Here is a 17916-nt window from a genome sequence, read left to right as displayed (position 1 = left end):
TTATAAGTCGCGCAGATGACGGCGCAAGATTTTGCCCACATTAGACTTGGGCATCTCCTCAATAAAGGCAATCTTTCTGGGACGTTTATAACTAGTCATTTGCTCTTTGCAATACTGAATGACTTGAGCCTCAGTTAGCTCAGGCTTATCCTTGACGATATAGGCCTTGACGATCTCACCGAGCTTACGGTGTGTTAATCCAATCACAGCGCATTCTCTTACGCCGGGCATTTCAGAAATCACTTCCTCGATTTCATTAGGAAATACTTTATAGCCAGCAACAACGATCATGTCTTTCTTACGATCAACAATCTGCACAAAGCCATCAGGACTCATGATGCCGATATCGCCAGACTTAAAATACCCCTCTGGCGTAATAGATTGCGCAGTCTCTTCTGGTCTATTCCAGTAACCCGCCATCACTTGAGGACCCTTAATACAAATCTCTCCAGGCATGCCAAATGGCACTTCTACTCCATCATCACCCAGTATCAATACATCCGTACTAGGCACTGGCATGCCAATGGATCCGGTAAATTCTTTTACAAATGGCGTGTTCACACAAACCACTGGAGAGGTTTCTGATAGGCCATATCCCTGAGCAATCGGCACTCCCATCATCTTCTGCCAAAGCTCCGCTGTTTTCTTTTGAACCGCCATGCCACCGCCGATGGTGACCAGGAGATGAGGTAGGCGAACATGTTTAAATTCTGGACGATGAATCAGCGCATGAAATAGCGTGTTGACACCTGGAAAAATGTTGATATCAGGGTGCTTCATCAACAGCTTAATAAAGCCAGTGATATCACGGGGATTGGCGACCAATAATAGTTTGGCACCCTTACGCATTCCAAGCAGGCCGCAGGCGGTCAGCGCAAAGATATGAGTCATAGGCAAGGCACATAAAAAAACTAATTGCTGCTGACGGTTTTTTAAAGCAGGCTCGAGCCAAGATTCAATCTGAGTGATATTGGCTAATATATTGCGGTGTAATAAAACTGCGCCTTTAGAAACCCCCGTAGTACCGCCCGTGTATTGCAAAAAAGCAATATCGTCCTGTATTAGATTTGGCTTAGTAAAGCCATGGCCAGAGCCGATTTTGAGAGCTTGATTGAATTTGACACAAGGAAAGCTCCAATGCGGAACTAGCTTTTTAATATGGCGAGCAATCAAATTAATGATGACGCCTTTGGGTCCTAAAGTCTCACCTATGCTACTCACAATCACTTTTTTTACAAGCCCTTGATTAGCAATCTCTTGATATACGTGAGCAAAGTTTTCAAGCATCACCAAGATGGTCGCACCACTATCTTGGAGTTGATGCTCTAGTTCACGAGCGGTATAGAGCGGATTGATATTAACTACGACAAAGCCAGCACGTAGAGTCCCTAGCATTGCAATTAAGTATTGCGGAACATTCGGGAACATGACGGCGATACGTGCTCCTGCTTCAAGACCTAAAGTTTGCAAATAAGCAGCGAAGTCTTTGGACAAGATATCGAGTTGACGATAGCTGGTGGTGTGCCCCATCGAGTCCATTGCTATGCGATTGGGATAATTTCCTAAAGAATCTTCTATCAAATCCGCGATTGATGAATAACCCACTAAATCAATCTCATAGGGAACGCCCTCGAGATAGTGTTTTAGCCAAGGTTTTTGTGAGTTCATCTGCCTAAGTAATGAGGTGATTGTGATTGGAGCGCTTTAAGCGCTCATCAAGTCTTTGAGCTTATCTAAATAGAGCTCTTGGCCGTGATTGACGCGGTGAGTCCATTCATTTCCAGAGTCAGCGTTGGCATCATCAGTTACGTATTTAAATGATTGCCATGGAATGTTAAATTGATGAGCCATATTAGCAATGGCAAATAACTCCATATCTACTACATCAACGCCCTGCGATATTAACCAAGGATCATGCGCTGTCACAAAGCTATCGCCAGTGCCACAAGTATGCTCACCACCAAGAGAAAGGTAATGGGATGGTTTAAGGCAAAAAGGGGTTTGGCCTCGAGGCGCCAAAGGAACCGTCATCATGTCGCGCTGAATCACTTTACCGATTTCCAATAAACCTTCTAGTGCAGAGTTAATTTTTCCGACGGTACCAAAGTTCACTATCCTTTGAGGCTGATATTGATGGATAGCCTGAAGGCTTGCCGCAGTTGCATTGATTTTTCCAACACCAGAATACACAATATCGACACCCGCCGGCAACGTACTTTTATCAAGCTCGGACTCTAATGCGGTAATAATGAGTAATCGTGTTTTCATGTCAGCCAATAATGAATTTATTAGATTATCTACCCGGAGTCCCCAACTTTCCTAAGCCAGGAATCCTCTTTAGGGATATCTCCCCTTTATTAGCCAATCCGAGCGCATTTAAGAAGGCTACGCTACAACTAGAGGCACTTTCACAACAATTTGATTACAGCCATATTTTAGGTATTGAATCACGTGGCTTTATCTTTGGCACCGCTCTCGCTTATCAAACCCATAAAGGCCTCGCTTTAGCCCGAAAACCCAATAAGCTGCCTTTAGCCAGCCATCGAGAATCCTATGGCTTGGAATATGGCTCAGACTCTCTTGAAATTGCGCAATCTTCTTTGCCAGCTGGTTCACGTGTTTTGATTGTGGATGATGTACTGGCCACGGGCGGAACTATCATCGCAGCCAGTAAATTGCTCAAAAAGGCTGGCTTTGAAGTTGCTGGCGCCATCACGTTTTTGGAAATTGCTGGTTTACATGGAGGCGAAGTCCTGACCCAGAACGGGATCGCCAATAAGACAGTCTTCATTGCCTAGAGCGAGTCTTACAAAAGGCTCTTAGCACCCTTGAGAAGTTTGACAGTACCCCAACCTACAGCAAGCACTTTGCTAGCTAACTTAGGTTGGTAGTGGGCCAATGCCGCAAAAGCGCTGGTCCACAGAATTGGAGTGCCCTTCACAAAATTAAAAGCATCTATACCTTTATCAGCCCAAGATAGTGGCTTTTCAATCGGCTCGAAATGAAGGGCAAACTCAGAACGCTCTTGAGCTGCTCTCTCTTGTAACGCCCTCTGTCTTGCCTCAAGTTCTAGCAGCTTTTGCCTCATTGTTTAGAAAGCCCCTGGCGATCCTTAGCCAACTCCGCAATAGTTGCTTCAAAAAGTTTAGGCATGGTTTTCAGTGAGCGAATAACTACCAACGCCAAAATAATGCCAACAGCTAAGAACCCACTTGTGAGCAAGCTCAGCGCCAAGACCCGATCGGTCTCCCAGCTATAAATCACAATCAGCAAGGCCAGCATTACCAAGCCAAAGAACAAGAAAAACAATGTAAAGATCACCATAACTAATAGACTCAAAAACTTAGTACGCGCAATCTGCACATCGGTAGAAATCAACTCCAAACGGGTCTGAGCAATGGATGCACCCGTAGAGACGAGATTCTTCAGGGAGGATAAAAGGTTTTCTTGCGACATGAATGCCTAGTGACGACGAATAAGAAGGCCAATTAAGAGCCCAAGGCCAGCAGCAACACCTACCGCCTCCCAAGGATTGCGATGCACAAACTCGTCAGCACCTTCAGCAACAACTTTAGCCTTGTCAGTCAAAGTTCCTTCCACAGATGAAAGCCTATCTTTTGCATTATTCAGAGTATCCAAGGCCTTTGAGCGAATTGTCCCGAGTGGGCCATCCTCGTGTCTTGCAGTTGCCTTAATGAGATCCTCAGCATCAGACATCAGCGCCTTGAAGTCACTTATCAAATCTTCTGAATGAATCTGAGCTTGTTCATGCGTGCTTGTCGGTTTTTTAGTAGTCATACTTCTATTCTAAGCACTTCACTCCAAAGATCACAGTATTAATACCGTCATCCCTGCGTTCCCTTCTTTGAAGTGCTTTAGATAGGCTTTTAATCCAGGCCTTCTTCTTAAAAGTGCATGGTATGCCTCGCTACCAAATGCGGTTTGCTCACCGAAGTGATACTCATCAACACGGTCGGAGAAATAGTTATTTTTCAGGGCGTCATGTACAGCCCATTTAATTTTTCCACCCTCGCCACTGGCGCCATAGCCATGTATCAATAGGATTGCCTTAATTCCCACTTCCGAAGCTCGGCGCAGTGCAATAGTTAACCGATCCAAAGCCTCCTCAGCACTTGGACTATCGAACTTTAAATTCAACACCATCGTGTCACTATGCGGGAGAGGAAGCTCCTCACTTCCGCATTGTCGACATTCCCCGAGCATTCCTCGCGGATTGCCACATTCTGGACATTCAAATGAATGACTCATCAAACGCCTTTACAGATGATTGGGCAATAACCCATTCAAACACCATTAAGAGCAATACTTCGCCTCTAAAGCAGATGTTGAATTGACCTGATCATCAACCTTACGGTTTAGAGTCATTTGCGCTGCATCTTTATTCTCTTGAACTTTTAGATTTAAGTTAATCAAGCCGGCTACATCCTTGCGAATGGAGGTATTTCCGTAGCGCAATCCCTTCAATGTGGAAACTGCTTCAGCAGAAATCTTACATTGCTGGATTAGCAACTCAGGAGAATCCGATGAGGTATTTGCATATGCCAATGCTGCTACAGAGATTGAGACAGCGGCCAATAGAGTCTTCTTCATCTTATTTCCTTAATTTGTGACCACATGTTGGACAACAACCTGAATCTTTTGCTTTTGTTTTTCTTAAGGCGGCATAGACGCTAGATTCTGAAATCTCCATCTTCCTAGCGGCTTGAGCTGCGGTCATCCCCTTCCCTATCCAATCTAAAGCTTGATGTGTTTTTGGTATCGCTCTTCTCATTACACCTCCCTTAGCAATACTATAGCACAGAAGTTGTGAAGTTGTGAACTTTACTAAATTTGTTGTTTTCATGCTGGCTTAATGGCAAATGGGGTATAAAGTACAAAGCGCCAATCAGAAACAGTGAAATGACCATGAAAATACAAAATAGCCTTCTGCAAACTTGCGAACTCATTCAAAAAGAAATGCTCTCGGTAGATCATTATTTAGAGCAATGCGTGCAACTGGCAGATACATTGGAGCCGACCTTAAAAGCATTCACCGTCAGAGCAACACTGCCAACCCTGATAAAACAATCAGGCTTAGGTCCACTTAGAGGTATTCCAGTAGCGATTAAGGATCTGATCGATACAAAAGATTTCGTAACTAGCTATGGCTCACCAATCTATCAAGATTTTGTGCCTATTGAGGATGCTGAAATAGTCAAAAAGATTCGTAACTTGGGTGGCGTCATTTTCGGCAAAAGCGTCACGACAGAATTTGCATGGCGTAACCCGGGGGCTACAACCAATCCATGGCATGGTGATCACACTCCTGGAGGATCTTCAAGTGGCTCTGCAGCAGCTGTTGCAAGTGGGATCGTACCGCTGGCAATAGGATCCCAAACTGCTGGGTCAATTATTAGGCCAGCCTCATACTGTGGCGTCGTTGGATTTAAGGCAAGCTATGGAGCAGTTTCTCGCTACGGAGTCCATCCAGTCTCTGGCTCACTAGATCACATCGGTTTTTTTACCAGATCCGTTGCAGATGCAGTTTATGCATTTAATTTACTTAAAAATTCCTCAACCGAAGAGGATGATTTAATTGTGATTCCTGAACTTATTCTTAAGCCAGTGAATGCAGTTTTAGATGAGGGGAACCCCCGTTTTGCTATTCTCAATTCACCATTCGATGAATTGTTAAGCCAAGAACAAGTTGATACCGTAAAAAATGCAGCGGCTTTATTAAAAGCCTCAGGCGCCAGTATTGAAGAGTTATCGTTACCACAGACTTATTGGGATGGAATAGAAGCATTGACGGTACTAATGTCGTGTGAGGCTGCAGCAGTCCATACAAAACATCTTGAGCAGTTTCCTGATCTGTTGGGCGCAGATATAAAAGAATTGATTGCAAAAGGAAATGCGTATTCGGAAAGGGATTACCTAGAAGCCAAAAATCTGCAGATTGCATTGCGCAAATCCATCGGCAACTATTTTCAAGATTTTGATGCAATCCTGGCACCCCCCGCAACCGGAGAGGCGCCAAAAGGTCTCAGCTTTACTGGAAATCCGATCTTTTGCTCTCTTTGGAGTTTTATAGGCACCCCAGCCATCGCGCTTCCGGTATGCAAATCCAGCAACGGACTTCCACTGGGTGTTCAGCTAATTGGCGATTACCGTGCGGATGAAAAATTAGTCAATATGGCAGCGTTCGCCGAGGCAAGCTTTCGGGCTTTGCACAACTAGCAGTGTTATAAATGAATCATGGCCAGATATTGATCTGGGGTGTGGAAAGTTCTGAATTCGGGAGAAGTGTTATGTCTTTATATTTCGCAAAGCGTAGAGGTTTACTTGTATTACTTACTGCCCTAGTCTGCTCAACGTTAGGAGTAGCAAACGCCCAAACGAACGTAAGTTGGCCTGATAAGTCTATCAAGATCATAGTTGGCTACTCCGCTGGAGGGGCTACAGATATATTGGCACGTTTAGTTGCAGTAAAAATGGGCAATACCTTGGGTCAGTCAGTCATTGTTGAAAACAAGCCTGGTGCTAATAGCAATGTAGGCGCAGAAATCGTTGTAAGGTCACCGGCTGACGGTTATACCCTTTATGCCTTTTCGATTGCCAACACCATCAATATGTCGCTATATCCAAAACTCGGATACGACGCGCTTAAAGATTTAGAGCCTATTGGCATGATTGCCAAGATTCCCAATATTTTGGTCGTTAACCCAAACCTTCCAATTAAAACAGTCGCGGAATATGTGCGCTATGCCAAAGAATCAAAAGATGGCATCACTTTTGCGTCCTCTGGCAGCGGCTCATCAATACATCTATCCGGTGAAATGTTTAAGATGCAATCTAAAATCCAAATGCTGCACATCCCTTATAAGGGTAGCGCTCCTGCTGTCACAGATCTACTAGGGGGTCAGGTAGATTCCATGTTTGATAACGCCCCTTCTGCAATGCCTCATATTCAAAGTGGCAAGCTGCGTCCAGTTGGCATTACAAGCGCACAACGATCCCCATTGCTGCCCGAAGTACCTACACTTGCTGAGTCTGGTTATCCCAATTTTGACGTCCAGTCATGGTTTGCCTTGGCTGCTCCTGCAGGGACTCCGAAGCCCATTATTGAAAAGCTCAATGCTGCACTGAATAAGGCGCTCACAGCACCAGATGTGCGTCAACGCCTGCAAGAATTGGGGGCTACACCTGAGCCGGGATCCCCAGAGAAAATGCGCGACTTCGCAACAGCCGAGGTAAAACGCTGGCGTGAAGTAGTGAAAGCATCCGGCGCAAAAGCCGAATAAAACACACCAGAAAGAAAGAAGTCACCACATGTTTCCAATCGACTTCTTTTGGCGAGCATCTTTGCGCTGGCCAAATCGTATAGCGATTGATACGCCTACTGGCCTGATTAGCTATAAAGAATTGGCGTCCAAAGTTCAGTCGCTTGCTAATGCCCTTGTGGAATTGGACCCAAATCTTCAAAGCCGTGTGGCAATATGCTCTGGTAATAGCGCAGAGCACATCATTGCCTTATTAGCGGTGCTTGCCTCAGGCAAAGTATGGGTTCCACTCAACCCTAAAAGTACTCGACCTGAAATACGACGCATCATCGACATTACAGAACCAAGCCTCATCATTCATGATCAAGCCTTAGGTCAATTGTTAAGCGATGCCCCGGGTACTTTTATTCTTACAGGCATGGATGATGGGCAGGCATCAAGCAAAACGATGAGTGACTTGATCCAACTTCATGATGGCGCCCCACTCCCGTCATTTGACTTACCTTTAGATGCCACTCAAGCGATCAAATTTACTGGTGGTACCACTGGTGCTCCAAAAGGAGTGATGCAACCTTATCGCGCCTGGTTGGCTAATATAGCTAACCAGATTCAGTCATGGGGCTTTGATGAGCATGAGCGCTATATTGTCGCTGCACCAATCACCCACGGCACATCAACTTATATTCTGCCCATACTCGCGCAAGGCGGATGCCATGTCATCCTAGATGGGGCTGGTGCTGAAGTTGTTCGCACAGCCTTTAGAGAGCGCGGTGGCACTGCTTCCTTTATGCCACCAACTCTGCTGTACATGTTGATGGCTTTGCCCAATGCCTCACGCAAGGATTTTCCCAAGCTTCGTAGACTAATATATGGTGGCGCACCAATGCCCGCTGAAAAAGTGCGTGCTGTCCGTGAATTTTTTGGCCCCGTGCTCTGTACTACGTATGGTCAAACTGAAGCCCCGCAAATATTAACTGCCATGAAACCAGAGGATTTTGAAGATCCTCAAAATTGGGCTGCTGTAGGTTGCGCAACCTGGTTTACCGATGTTGCAATCATGGCGCCAGATGGAAGTTTCCTACCCACAGGTGAAATCGGTGAGGTAGTGGTACGTGGCGATCTTCTCATGACAGGTTACTGGCGTATGCCAGAAAAGACTGCGGAAACAATTATTAAGGGCTGGCTGCACACTGGAGATCGTGGTTTGATCGATCGGCGCGGCTTCCTCTACTTAAAAGACCGTCTCAAGGATATCGTGATTACTGGAGGATTTAATGTGTATCCAGTCGATGTTGAAAATGCTTTAAGCCAACACCCTGCCGTTCATGAATGTCTTGTTTTTGGCGTTCCAGATGATAAATGGGGAGAAAGCGTGCAAGCAGCAGTTCAACTTCGCCCTGGCCAGCAAGTTGATGAAGCAGCACTCATTGCTTTTGTGCGCGAACTCTTGGGACCGGTTCAGACACCAAAACGTATCCACTTTTATGAGAGTCTGCCTCGCTCTAATGTAGGCAAATTGCTCAAGAGCGCCGTCCTTCAAGATATTCTCCATCCCTCAACAAATTCTTAATCAAACATGACTAATTCATCCAACAAAACACCAGTAACTAGTTTGTGCACTCATACCCTTACTAGCCTGCACTATCGTGATGCAGACCTTGTAGAGGACTTGATGGGGAAAAAAACGTTCACTGAAGTGATGTTGATGCAAATCTTAGGCAGGACTCCACGACCAGTAGATATCCGAATTACTGACGTTGTGCTTATTGTTCTCATGGAGCATGGCCTCACACCCAGCGCCATTGCAACGCGATTGATTTACATGAGCGCTCCAGAAAATCTTCAAGGAGCGGTATCGGCTGGCTTACTGGCTGTTGGTAGCTCTTTTATTGGCACTATGGAAAATTGTTCTGGCTTGTTAGATCGAATTACAGGGGCAAGCAACCCTGATGCCGAGGCGCTCGACATAGCACAGCATTACAAAGCCATCAAGGCAGCAGTTCCGGGATTTGGACATCATCTTCATAAACCTGTGGACCCACGTGCATATAAATTATTGGAAATGGGTCGGGCTGAACCAGATCTTCAGGGCGATAAGATCCGCGCACTGGAAATCCTATCTAAAGCTGTTGACACAGTGGCAGGTCGCCCGATTACGATCAATGCTACTGGTGCGGTAGCTGCACTGCTTGGCGAGATCGGCATTCCCACTTCAGTAATGCGTGGCTTTGCCGTCATCTCGCGCTCAGCTGGCTTGGTAGCGCACATCGTTGAGGAGCAACAGAGCCCCTCCGGTCGTTTTATTTGGGATACCGTTGAGCATGCCATTCCTTTTGTGGATGGTGCCAATAAGATTGGCTAAGAATGGTCTCTCAAACTCACCTAACTAGAGAATGCGCATTAATTACCGGCGCTAGCCGCGGTATTGGGCGAGCAATTGCTGAACGCCTGATTGCCGATGGTATGCATGTCATCAACTTTGACAAAATAGCCCCTAAAGTAAGCTCTGTTCACGAGAGCTTTTATGAGGTTGATGTATCAAATGAAACTGTATTGCGCAGTGCGCTGATAGAGGCGACATTAAAGCACTCAATCACCCGCTTAGTCAATAATGCGGGCATTGTTCGTCCTGCCACAATTGAAAAAACAAGCATTGAAGATTTTTATGCGGTGATGAATGTGAATGTCGCAGCAGCCATTATTTGCGTACAGGAACTCCTCCCAATCATGAAGGCTGCTCACTTTGGGCGAATTGTGAATATCTCTAGTCGCGCCGCTTTAGGAAAAGAAGAGCGCATTGCGTATGCCACTTCTAAAGCAGGATTATTGGGATTCACGCGCACATTGGCTTTAGAGCTTGCGGCTGATGGCATCACTGTGAACGCTATTGGACCCGGCCCTATTGCAACAGAGCTCTTTCAGAGTGCAAACCCTCCAAGCGCACCTACTACACAACGTATTCTAGATAGCGTACCCTTGGGTCGCATTGGTCAACCAGAAGAAGTAGCGCATATCGTTGCATCACTACTAGATCAACGCGCTGGATTTACTACTGGCCAAGTAGTGTATGTTTGTGGTGGTATGACAGTAGGACTACATCAATAAATGACAAAAACTTCGCATCCTCCCGGCTTACCAACTGATCTGACTGGTCGCACTATTTTTGTCTCTGGCGGCGGCTCGGCTGGACCGGGTTGGAGTATTGGTAGAGCATCTTGTATTACCTACGCCAGACTGGGTGCCAAAGTCTGTGTAGTTGATCGTGATGCGGCCTCCGCAGAAGAAACCACCAAGCTCATTCTGCAGGAAGGTGGCATTGCACAAACTTTTGTCGGCGATGTTTCTGAAGAGGATGAAGTGAAGCAACTTTTCAGTGAAGCTCGTAGTCAATTTGGGCCTATTGATGTTTTGCATCACAACGTGGGGATCGGTAAAGTTGGTGGCCCCATGGAAACCAGCGCTGAAGATTTTGATCGCATTCATAAAGTGAATGTTCGCAGCCTCTTGCTGGCAGCCCATGAAGTCTTACCTGAGATGTCATCCCGAGGTACGGGTAATATCATCGCCATTTCATCGGTAGCGGGTATGCGGTATATGGGCTACCCGCATTTAGCCTATAGCGTTACCAAGGCAGCCAATACCCAATTTATTCGGATGATTGCTCAACAGTACGCAAGTCAAGGCATTCGCGCCAATACAGTCGTGCCTGGTTTGATTGACACCCCACGCATTGCCAATACCGTAGCGAAGATGTTTTCTGAAAATAGTCTGGAAGAGGCTCGTGCCGCTAGGGATAAACAAGTGCCTATGGGCCGATCAGGAACAGCATGGGAAGTGGCTCATGCCTGCGCCTTTCTGGTATCAGATGCCGCCGCCTACATTACGGGAACTGAACTGGTAGTGGATGGGGGAATTACTGGGAAATATACCTAATAATACTAAGGGTCAGCACCCATTTCCCTATTGGCTCATATTGAGGTATTTTTTAACCTTATACCAAATTAAAGAGACTCTATGAATCGCTACCTGCAATTAGGACTCCTCACCTGTTTCTACCTGTTTTGCAGCTTAGCAACTGCTTATCCAAATAAACCCATCACCATTATTGTTCCCCAAGCACCAGGTGGAACAAATGATATTGTGGGTCGAGTAGTTGCACAGCGACTCGGAGAGCAAATCAAAGCCTCCGTGGTTGTCGAAAATAAGCCAGGCGCTGGCGGCAATATTGGCACTCAGTTTGTTGCCAATGCCCCGAAGGATGGGCACACACTTTTAATGACAATTAGCAGTGCTCAAGCGATTAATCCCGCCCTCTATAAAAATCCAGGTTTTGATCCAGTGAATGACTTTATTCCTCTAGCCATGGTCGGATCAGTTCCGAATGTTCTAGTGGTGAATGCTAATTTTCCGGCCAAGAATCTAGATGATTTTTTAAAGTTAGTTAAATCAAAGCCCCCGGAGACTTACCAATTTGCATCAGCTGGCAATGGAACGCTTAATCACCTCTTAGGTGAAATGCTCAATCAAAGCTATGGGATATCGTTGCAACATATTCCCTATAAAGGGGTTGCGCCCGCACTCAATGATCTCCTAGGAGGACAAATTCAAATTGCTTTTGCTAGCTTGCCATCTGTTTTGCAATACATCAATACTCAAAAATTAGTTGCTCTGGGTGTGAGCTCTTCAAAGCGCTCGCCTCTTCTGCCAGACGTCCCATCGATATCAGAAAAGATTCCAGGCTTCTCTGGAACCCTATGGATTGGTTTATTTGCACCTAAAGGCACACCTAAGACAGTCGTCGATAAATTGCAAAAAGAAATGCAGCTAACCCTGACCAATCCTGAGTTAAAAGAAAAACTACAGGCCACTGGAGTAGAGCTTGCGAACATAACCCCAACTGAATTTGCTAAACAGCTTCAAGAAGATATTGCACGTTGGGCAAAGATCGTTAAAGCATCAGGAGCTTCCCTAGACTAATGCTCTAGTTGTTTAAATATAAATTTGGTTAATTGCTCCACGTAAGTCCATCTCAAAATCTAGCCCTTGGACGGGTGGTCTTGCAAAATGCCAGTTTAGACCATGAGATATATGGCCCTGACTAGCAAGCAAGCTTTCCACTAAGCCGCCAATATTGTGAACTGAATATGCTTGAGTGCAGGCTACATCATCCCATTTAAAACCGAGACTCTCGAGCCTTCTTTGCATTTCCTGAATTACAAATTCTATTTTTAATGACAAGCCTGAATGCGACTGGTCTCCAAGAGCAATAATGCGATCAGAATAGGGTTCTGGACCAGAACGAGCATCGCCACCTCCAGATAAAACAAAATTGGCAGCCGAACTGACATCACAAGGTATGGTGTAAGTAAAGGCAAGCATGGATACCTCTTTAGGGCCGAAATATTCTGGACAAACATTGGTTCTGGCAACCGGATTAACAGGGCTTTCATTGCCTATTTGAGGCTTATACAAACCCCATTTCTCAAGGGTCTCAACGTATTTCTTATTAAATTGTATAAATCCATGATCATCAAACTGACTCGGGGAACGAAGTTCGCAATGCGCAAACGCAGTAAGTGGACGACCAAGCATGGCCAAATGAGATTTGGCAATATCAAAAGCTTGTTCAAGGGGGATTGGGGTTTTAAATCGAACCTGCTCTAGCTTAAAGCCAGGTTGAGCGGCAACACCAGCTGAATATTGAAAGACGCTTGGTATGTAACGATATCCCCCCGCTGAAAACATAGATGCACCAGACATTTAGTAATCCCTATCTCAAGACTAATCAACTTGCATATTGGATGACTTTACTATGCGCTCATATTTAAGAATTTCAGATTGAATATGCTCTTGAAACTTTGCTGGACTACCGCCAATGATTTCAATTCCTCGATCGCCAAAGTTTTTCTTTACTCCAGGCTCTTGCAATGTTTTATTAATTGCTTGATTCATTTGATCAATTACAGCCTTTGTTGTGCTAGAGGGTGCAACAATTCCGTACCATGAATCAGTTTCAAAAGTAGGGTATCCCTGCTCAGCAATGGTAGGAATTTCAGGAGCAAGTGGCGCTCGGGTAAGGTAGGTTGTACCAATTGCTTTAATTTTTCCAGCCTTAATGAATGGCATGAAATCAGGTAGATTTCCAAACATAAAATCCACGTTACCAGCAATTAGGTCATTTAAGGCCGGACCCTGCCCTCGATACGGTATGTGAACAACATAAATACCCGCCATAGATTTCAACATTTCACCCGCAAAATGTGCGGTAGTTCCATTACCAAAGGAAGCATAGGACAACTTACCAGGATTCTTTTTTGCATATGCAACAAGCTCAGTAAGATTGCTTACCGGCAGCGTAGATTTCACCGCAAGCACGTTAGCGGTTCGTGCCATCAATATCACTGGCTGCAAATCTTTAGTTGTGTTGTAAGGTAAATTTTTAACTAATGATTGATTAACAGTAAAACTATTTGCAACCGCACCAAAAGTGAAATTGTCAGTTGCTTTCGCAGTTGCATCAACTCCAATTACAGTTCCTGCACCAGGTTTGTTATCAACAATGACGGGGGAGCCTAAAAATTTTGCAATGTCAGGGGTTGTTGTTCTTACGACAGAGTCAAGAGTACTAGCGCCGGCTGGAAATGGAACGATAATTCGTACCGTTTGCCCATTAGGCCAATTTGACTGAGCTCGAACACTGAAGCTAAGCAAGGCAAAAAGAGCGGTCATTCCCAACACAAAAATCTGATGTCTTCTGATCAACATAAAAACTCCTGTTTAATAATCGGAAATCTATACGAAGCGTTAAAAAAGTAAATCTTTTATGAATAGATCAAACATGGCCATATTTCTTTAAGGCATCTTGAAGGCTTAGACCATTTGCTATATCAATACGTATGCTTTTTTCGATCTGCGTTAATCTTTCAGACTCAATCAAAACTGACTCAACATGTTCAACCGGAATGACTATTGCACCATCGTCATCACATAAAATAAAATCGCCAGGTCGAACAATGACGTTCCCACCATCGTGACCGCGCATATAAACTGGAATCTGACAAGCGTTGACCTTCCATCGACCGATAGATTGAACTGGGGTCCGATATCGAGCAAATACTGGAAATCCGTGTTCGCCGATCCAGCGTACGTCACGAATTCCACCATCGATCAAAGCACCAGTAGAGCCACGCTCCTTCATGCCAAGGGCAATTAACTCTCCAAAATAACAAATACCCTCACCATTTCCACTCCAGACGCTGATCTCACCAGGGGATAGCCCTTGACATGCAGTCATCTTATCTGCATCACCGCCCTGTGGGTACGGAGTCATTTGCCCGCGAATGGTATATGCCCAGCCAGCCATACGTTTACAAGTTTCAGGATACGGACCAAACTCGGCAGCTAATCCTTGTTGCAATAAATTCATGCTGTCTAAAACATCAGCTACGTTTGATGTATCCACTTCCAGATATCGTAATCGTATCTCTTCTTTTTTTTCTGATGTATAAACCATCTCAAACCCCTTGCTTAATAATTAAGTGCCAATTTGTAAGGTTGCTTGCATTTTCCTAAGCATAGCTAAAACACTTTGCGCAACAATTCTTCCAGTTTTGGGATTTTCAGAAGGAGTATTTTCCATCTTCATAGAAAACTTAGCAGAGTCAGAATCAACGATGATAGTGTGAGTATTTCTAACTACCGTTGGATCGGCCCATATTTCAAGTTGAGTTTTTTCAGGGCCAATTCCAGCTAAAGCAAGCGCCACCACAACATTTAAGTTGGCTGGAAATCCTTTAGCGGCCTCTCGCGCGTTACCAGAAAAAACTTTTAAAGGCTCAGTAAGACCATCAACCGATATAGCATTGTCAATTAGATGAGGCGCACCCTTTAGTCCGAGTGGTGGCTTGTTTGTAACCATCTTGACAGAAAAAATCTCGCCTTCTGCTGCTGCAATCACTGCATCCAATCCCAATAGAGCGCCTGTAGGCACCATAATAGTTCCGCCAGTAGTTTTTGCAAGCTCAATCAGTTCAGGTCTTAATAAAATTGCGCCAACAGAAAGAATGATTGCCTTTTTCTTAGCCCTCAGAAATGGTGAAACGATTTCAGACAAAATTTCAGCTGGAGCACACTCAACAATCACATCTGCCTCAGGCTCTAACTCAAAAATTGATAAGAGTTTTACTGGGTGAGCCAAACTCTGAATAAATTCTCCCGCCTTATCATGATTTTTTGCTGACACCGCAGTCAAAATAACCCCCGGTACCGCACCATTAGCTAAGTGTGTGGCTAATGACTTTCCAATAGCCCCTAAACCGGCAATGGCAACACGAATAGGTTTGATATTATTTGTCATAATTTAATAGTGGCTATTTTCAATAATGATTAGCATACACAATTAATTACCAGTGCCAAATAAGCATGGAATGAATAACGGAAACGTGAAGGGCCAGGGGGAACAAAAAAGGGGCTAGAGAGCCCCTTTTGTTATAAGAAATGGCGGAGACGAGAGGATTCGAACCTCCGATCAGAGTTTTAGCCCCGATGCTCCCTTAGCAGGGGAGTGCCTTCGACCAGCTCGGCCACGTCTCCGTACTTCATACTAGTACAACGACCCATAGTGTAACGGATAACCGCTACTCAGGGGTTTCTTTTACTTCTGATCTAACTCAAACACCTTGTGCAGAGCACGTACAGCTAACTCCATATATTTCTCATCGATCACCACTGAAATCTTGATTTCGCTCGTAGAGATCATGAGAATATTGATGCCCTCTTCAGACAATGTGCGGAACATTTTGCTAGCAACGCCCACGTGGGAACGCATCCCGACACCGACTACAGATACTTTAGAGACCTTGGGGTCGCCATTAATTTCTTTTGCTTCAATGTGGGCTTGAACATTCTGCTTGAGCAAGTCCAATGCTTTTTGATAATCAGCGCGTGGAACTGTAAAAGTAAAGTCTGTCTTACCTTCAAATGATTGATTCTGAATAATCATGTCCACATCAATATTGGCATCCGCAATTGGGCCCAAGATTTGATAGGCGATACCTGGGCGATCAGGAACACCCAAAACGGTAATTTTTGCTTCATCACGCGCAAAGGCGATGCCGGAAATAACTGCGGCTTCCATAGTGCTGTCCTCTTCAAATGTAATCAAGGTGCCCGACTTCATCTCTTGGTCTAAGGGCATCAATGGTTCTGTCAGTGATGACAGAACACGGGTTTTAACTTTGTACTTACCAGCAAACTCAACTGAACGAATCTGCAATACCTTTGAGCCAAGACTTGCCATCTCCAGCATCTCTTCAAAAGTAATCTTGTCCAGACGGCGAGCATCTTCACAAACACGCGGATCGGTCGTGTACACACCATCCACGTCGGTATAGATCAAACACTCATCAGCTTTGAGTGCCGCAGCCATGGCAACAGCAGATGTATCAGAACCCCCACGACCCAAGGTGGTGATATTGCCATTGGGATCAACACCCTGAAAACCCGTTACTACTACTGCACGTCCTGCATTGAGATCAGCAAGGATTTTTTTGTCATCAATACTTTTGATGCGTGCTTTAGTAAATGAGGAGTCCGTATGAACTGTCACCTGCCAACCGGCGTAGCTCACTGCATCAACGCCTTCACGCAGCAATGCCAATGCCAATAAGCCAGAACTGACTTGCTCGCCTGTGGAGGCAATTTGATCGAGTTCGCGTGGGTTTGCATCTGGATTGATATCTTTTGCCAGGCCAAGCAAACGATTAGTTTCGCCGGACATCGCTGAGGGCACCACAACTACCTGGTGACCTGCACGCATCCATTTGGCAACGCGTTTAGCGACATTCTGAATGCGCTCAACCGAGCCCATTGAGGTGCCACCATACTTATGAACGATAAGAGCCATAAAAACCGTTGTATTGTCTATTTACAGGGAATTACATTCCCTAGGGTCTAAAAGGGGCTTATTTTACAGGGTTTTTATTGCTCAAAACTAAGGTGATTGACAGTAGATCAATCTGAATATACGATTTGGTGTTACCTAAGTAACACCAGGAGACCGATTATGAGCATTGTCAGCACAACCTCTTTAAAACTCACAGAAGAAATTAAGCTGCAAGCTGCGAATGCCGCTAAAGAACTGGGCATGACTCCCCATGCATTTATGGTGGAAGCAATCAAGCAAGCCAGCATCAATGCGGAAATACGCAGAAACTTCATTCAGCAAGCCAGCATTGCTCGCGAAGGGGTTATGAAGAATGCTAAGGTCTATGAATCAGACAAAGTTTTCGAGGCCATGAAAGCCCGTATAGCTGGAAAAAAATCTACACTAAAGGCTAGCAATTGCTAAGAATTGTTTTTGCACTGCAAGCAGTTGATGATTTAGAGAGACTTACTGACTTCTTAATTGAAAATGACAAAAATGCTGCGCTTCACACTATCGAGCTTATTGAAGAAGCGATTCAAATTCTAGCGAGACATCCTCTAGTAGGACGCCTTTGCGATAGCCACTTAAGAGAGCTGGTGATTTCACGCGGAAAAAGCGGCTATGTCGCTCTATACAGTTACGAGGAATCAAAAAATATGATTCTCATCAATGCCATTCGTCACCAAAAAGAATCTGGCGGGCTTTACTGAG

23 protein-coding genes and 1 tRNA gene are annotated in these 17916 nt (G+C 45.0%); 10 read left to right on the top strand and 14 right to left on the bottom strand.

The window, feature by feature from the left end; translation table 11 throughout:
• Complete coding sequence (locus ICN26_RS06950) at positions 1 to 1668, bottom strand: AMP-binding protein (protein ID WP_216267765.1); 1668 nt, start codon at positions 1666 to 1668, stop codon at positions 1 to 3.
• Between the two features lie 36 nt (positions 1669 to 1704).
• Entirely contained in the window at positions 1705 to 2268 is a 564-nt protein-coding gene (locus tag ICN26_RS06945; RefSeq protein WP_216267764.1) for a phosphorylase family protein, read from the bottom strand.
• A gap of 11 nt (positions 2269 to 2279) precedes the next feature.
• Between ICN26_RS06945 and ICN26_RS06940 the strand changes: the two genes are divergently transcribed.
• The gene (locus tag ICN26_RS06940; RefSeq protein WP_216267763.1) at positions 2280 to 2798 is read left to right on the top strand and encodes an adenine phosphoribosyltransferase; all 519 of its coding nucleotides are present in this window, start codon (positions 2280 to 2282) and stop codon (positions 2796 to 2798) included.
• A gap of 8 nt (positions 2799 to 2806) precedes the next feature.
• On the opposite strand, the gene ICN26_RS06935 is transcribed toward ICN26_RS06940, so the two are convergent.
• Genes ICN26_RS06935 through ICN26_RS06910 form a run of 6 tightly spaced genes read right to left on the bottom strand, consistent with a single transcriptional unit; the run spans position 2807 to position 4864 of the window.
• A complete protein-coding gene (locus tag ICN26_RS06935) occupies positions 2807 to 3088 on the bottom strand; it encodes a YqjK family protein (RefSeq protein ID WP_216267762.1) in 282 nt (93 codons plus the stop codon).
• Positions 3085 to 3456, bottom strand: coding sequence for a phage holin family protein (locus ICN26_RS06930; protein WP_216267761.1), 372 nt, complete (start codon positions 3454 to 3456; stop codon positions 3085 to 3087). Before ICN26_RS06930 ends, ICN26_RS06935 begins: the two co-directional genes overlap by 4 nt.
• Positions 3457 to 3462: 6 nt before the next feature.
• Positions 3463 to 3798: an ElaB/YgaM/YqjD family protein gene (locus ICN26_RS06925; protein ID WP_216267760.1), complete on the bottom strand. Its 336-nt coding sequence runs from the start codon at positions 3796 to 3798 to the stop codon at positions 3463 to 3465.
• Between the two features lie 30 nt (positions 3799 to 3828).
• A complete protein-coding gene (locus ICN26_RS06920) occupies positions 3829 to 4269 on the bottom strand; it encodes a Smr/MutS family protein (RefSeq protein WP_216267759.1) in 441 nt (146 codons plus the stop codon).
• Between the two features lie 45 nt (positions 4270 to 4314).
• Complete coding sequence (locus ICN26_RS06915) at positions 4315 to 4611, bottom strand: hypothetical protein (RefSeq protein WP_216267758.1); 297 nt, start codon at positions 4609 to 4611, stop codon at positions 4315 to 4317.
• Position 4612: 1 nt separating this feature from the next.
• Positions 4613 to 4864 carry a helix-turn-helix transcriptional regulator gene (locus tag ICN26_RS06910; RefSeq protein ID WP_216267757.1) on the bottom strand — a complete coding sequence of 84 codons (252 nt, stop codon included), beginning with the start codon at positions 4862 to 4864 and terminating at the stop codon, positions 4613 to 4615.
• Between the two features lie 62 nt (positions 4865 to 4926).
• Between ICN26_RS06910 and ICN26_RS06905 the strand changes: the two genes are divergently transcribed.
• The 7 genes from ICN26_RS06905 to ICN26_RS06875 all read left to right on the top strand — a co-directional run bounded on the left by ICN26_RS06905 (position 4927) and on the right by ICN26_RS06875 (position 12257).
• Positions 4927 to 6237 carry an amidase gene (locus ICN26_RS06905; RefSeq protein ID WP_216267756.1) on the top strand — a complete coding sequence of 437 codons (1311 nt, stop codon included), beginning with the start codon at positions 4927 to 4929 and terminating at the stop codon, positions 6235 to 6237.
• A gap of 71 nt (positions 6238 to 6308) precedes the next feature.
• Positions 6309 to 7301, top strand: a complete 993-nt coding sequence (locus ICN26_RS06900; protein ID WP_216267755.1) for a Bug family tripartite tricarboxylate transporter substrate binding protein — start codon at positions 6309 to 6311, stop codon at positions 7299 to 7301.
• Positions 7302 to 7329: 28 nt separating this feature from the next.
• Positions 7330 to 8850: a class I adenylate-forming enzyme family protein gene (locus ICN26_RS06895; RefSeq protein ID WP_216267754.1), complete on the top strand. Its 1521-nt coding sequence runs from the start codon at positions 7330 to 7332 to the stop codon at positions 8848 to 8850.
• 6 nt (positions 8851 to 8856) lie between these two features.
• A complete protein-coding gene (locus tag ICN26_RS06890; protein WP_216267753.1) occupies positions 8857 to 9642 on the top strand; it encodes a citryl-CoA lyase in 786 nt (261 codons plus the stop codon).
• 2 nt (positions 9643 to 9644) lie between these two features.
• Positions 9645 to 10385 carry an SDR family NAD(P)-dependent oxidoreductase gene (locus ICN26_RS06885; protein WP_216267752.1) on the top strand — a complete coding sequence of 247 codons (741 nt, stop codon included), beginning with the start codon at positions 9645 to 9647 and terminating at the stop codon, positions 10383 to 10385.
• Entirely contained in the window at positions 10386 to 11213 is an 828-nt protein-coding gene (locus ICN26_RS06880; RefSeq protein ID WP_216267751.1) for an SDR family NAD(P)-dependent oxidoreductase, read from the top strand. It abuts the gene before it with no gap.
• Positions 11214 to 11294: 81 nt separating this feature from the next.
• Positions 11295 to 12257, top strand: a complete 963-nt coding sequence (locus ICN26_RS06875; RefSeq protein WP_216267750.1) for a Bug family tripartite tricarboxylate transporter substrate binding protein — start codon at positions 11295 to 11297, stop codon at positions 12255 to 12257.
• A gap of 12 nt (positions 12258 to 12269) precedes the next feature.
• On the opposite strand, the gene cnbZ is transcribed toward ICN26_RS06875, so the two are convergent.
• The 6 genes from cnbZ to ICN26_RS06845 form a co-directional block, all read right to left on the bottom strand.
• Complete coding sequence (gene cnbZ, locus ICN26_RS06870) at positions 12270 to 13040, bottom strand: 2-amino-5-chloromuconate deaminase CnbZ (protein ID WP_216267749.1); 771 nt, start codon at positions 13038 to 13040, stop codon at positions 12270 to 12272.
• 21 nt (positions 13041 to 13061) lie between these two features.
• Positions 13062 to 14045, bottom strand: coding sequence for a Bug family tripartite tricarboxylate transporter substrate binding protein (locus ICN26_RS06865; RefSeq protein WP_255534427.1), 984 nt, complete (start codon positions 14043 to 14045; stop codon positions 13062 to 13064).
• 67 nt (positions 14046 to 14112) lie between these two features.
• On the bottom strand, positions 14113 to 14793 hold the full coding sequence (locus tag ICN26_RS06860) for an RraA family protein (RefSeq protein WP_216267748.1): 681 nt from the start codon (positions 14791 to 14793) through the stop codon (positions 14113 to 14115).
• A 21-nt stretch (positions 14794 to 14814) separates the two neighbouring features.
• Complete coding sequence (locus tag ICN26_RS06855; RefSeq protein WP_216267747.1) at positions 14815 to 15636, bottom strand: aspartate dehydrogenase; 822 nt, start codon at positions 15634 to 15636, stop codon at positions 14815 to 14817.
• A gap of 141 nt (positions 15637 to 15777) precedes the next feature.
• A tRNA-Ser gene (locus tag ICN26_RS06850) sits at positions 15778 to 15872 on the bottom strand.
• 61 nt (positions 15873 to 15933) lie between these two features.
• Positions 15934 to 17184, bottom strand: a complete 1251-nt coding sequence (locus ICN26_RS06845; RefSeq protein ID WP_216267746.1) for an aspartate kinase — start codon at positions 17182 to 17184, stop codon at positions 15934 to 15936.
• Positions 17185 to 17343: 159 nt separating this feature from the next.
• Here ICN26_RS06845 and ICN26_RS06840 point away from each other — a divergent pair, with 159 nt between their 5' ends.
• Positions 17344 to 17628: a hypothetical protein gene (locus ICN26_RS06840; RefSeq protein WP_216267745.1), complete on the top strand. Its 285-nt coding sequence runs from the start codon at positions 17344 to 17346 to the stop codon at positions 17626 to 17628.
• The gene (locus ICN26_RS06835; protein ID WP_216267744.1) at positions 17622 to 17915 is read left to right on the top strand and encodes a type II toxin-antitoxin system RelE/ParE family toxin; all 294 of its coding nucleotides are present in this window, start codon (positions 17622 to 17624) and stop codon (positions 17913 to 17915) included. The genes ICN26_RS06840 and ICN26_RS06835 overlap by 7 nt, the downstream gene beginning before the upstream one ends.
• The last annotated feature ends 1 nt before the right edge of the window (position 17916 follow it).

It is taken from the genome of Polynucleobacter hallstattensis, from assembly GCF_018881835.1.
GTDB classification, from domain to species: Bacteria; Pseudomonadota; Gammaproteobacteria; order Burkholderiales; family Burkholderiaceae; genus Polynucleobacter; species Polynucleobacter hallstattensis.
This window is presented reverse-complemented; position numbering and strand designations above follow the sequence as displayed.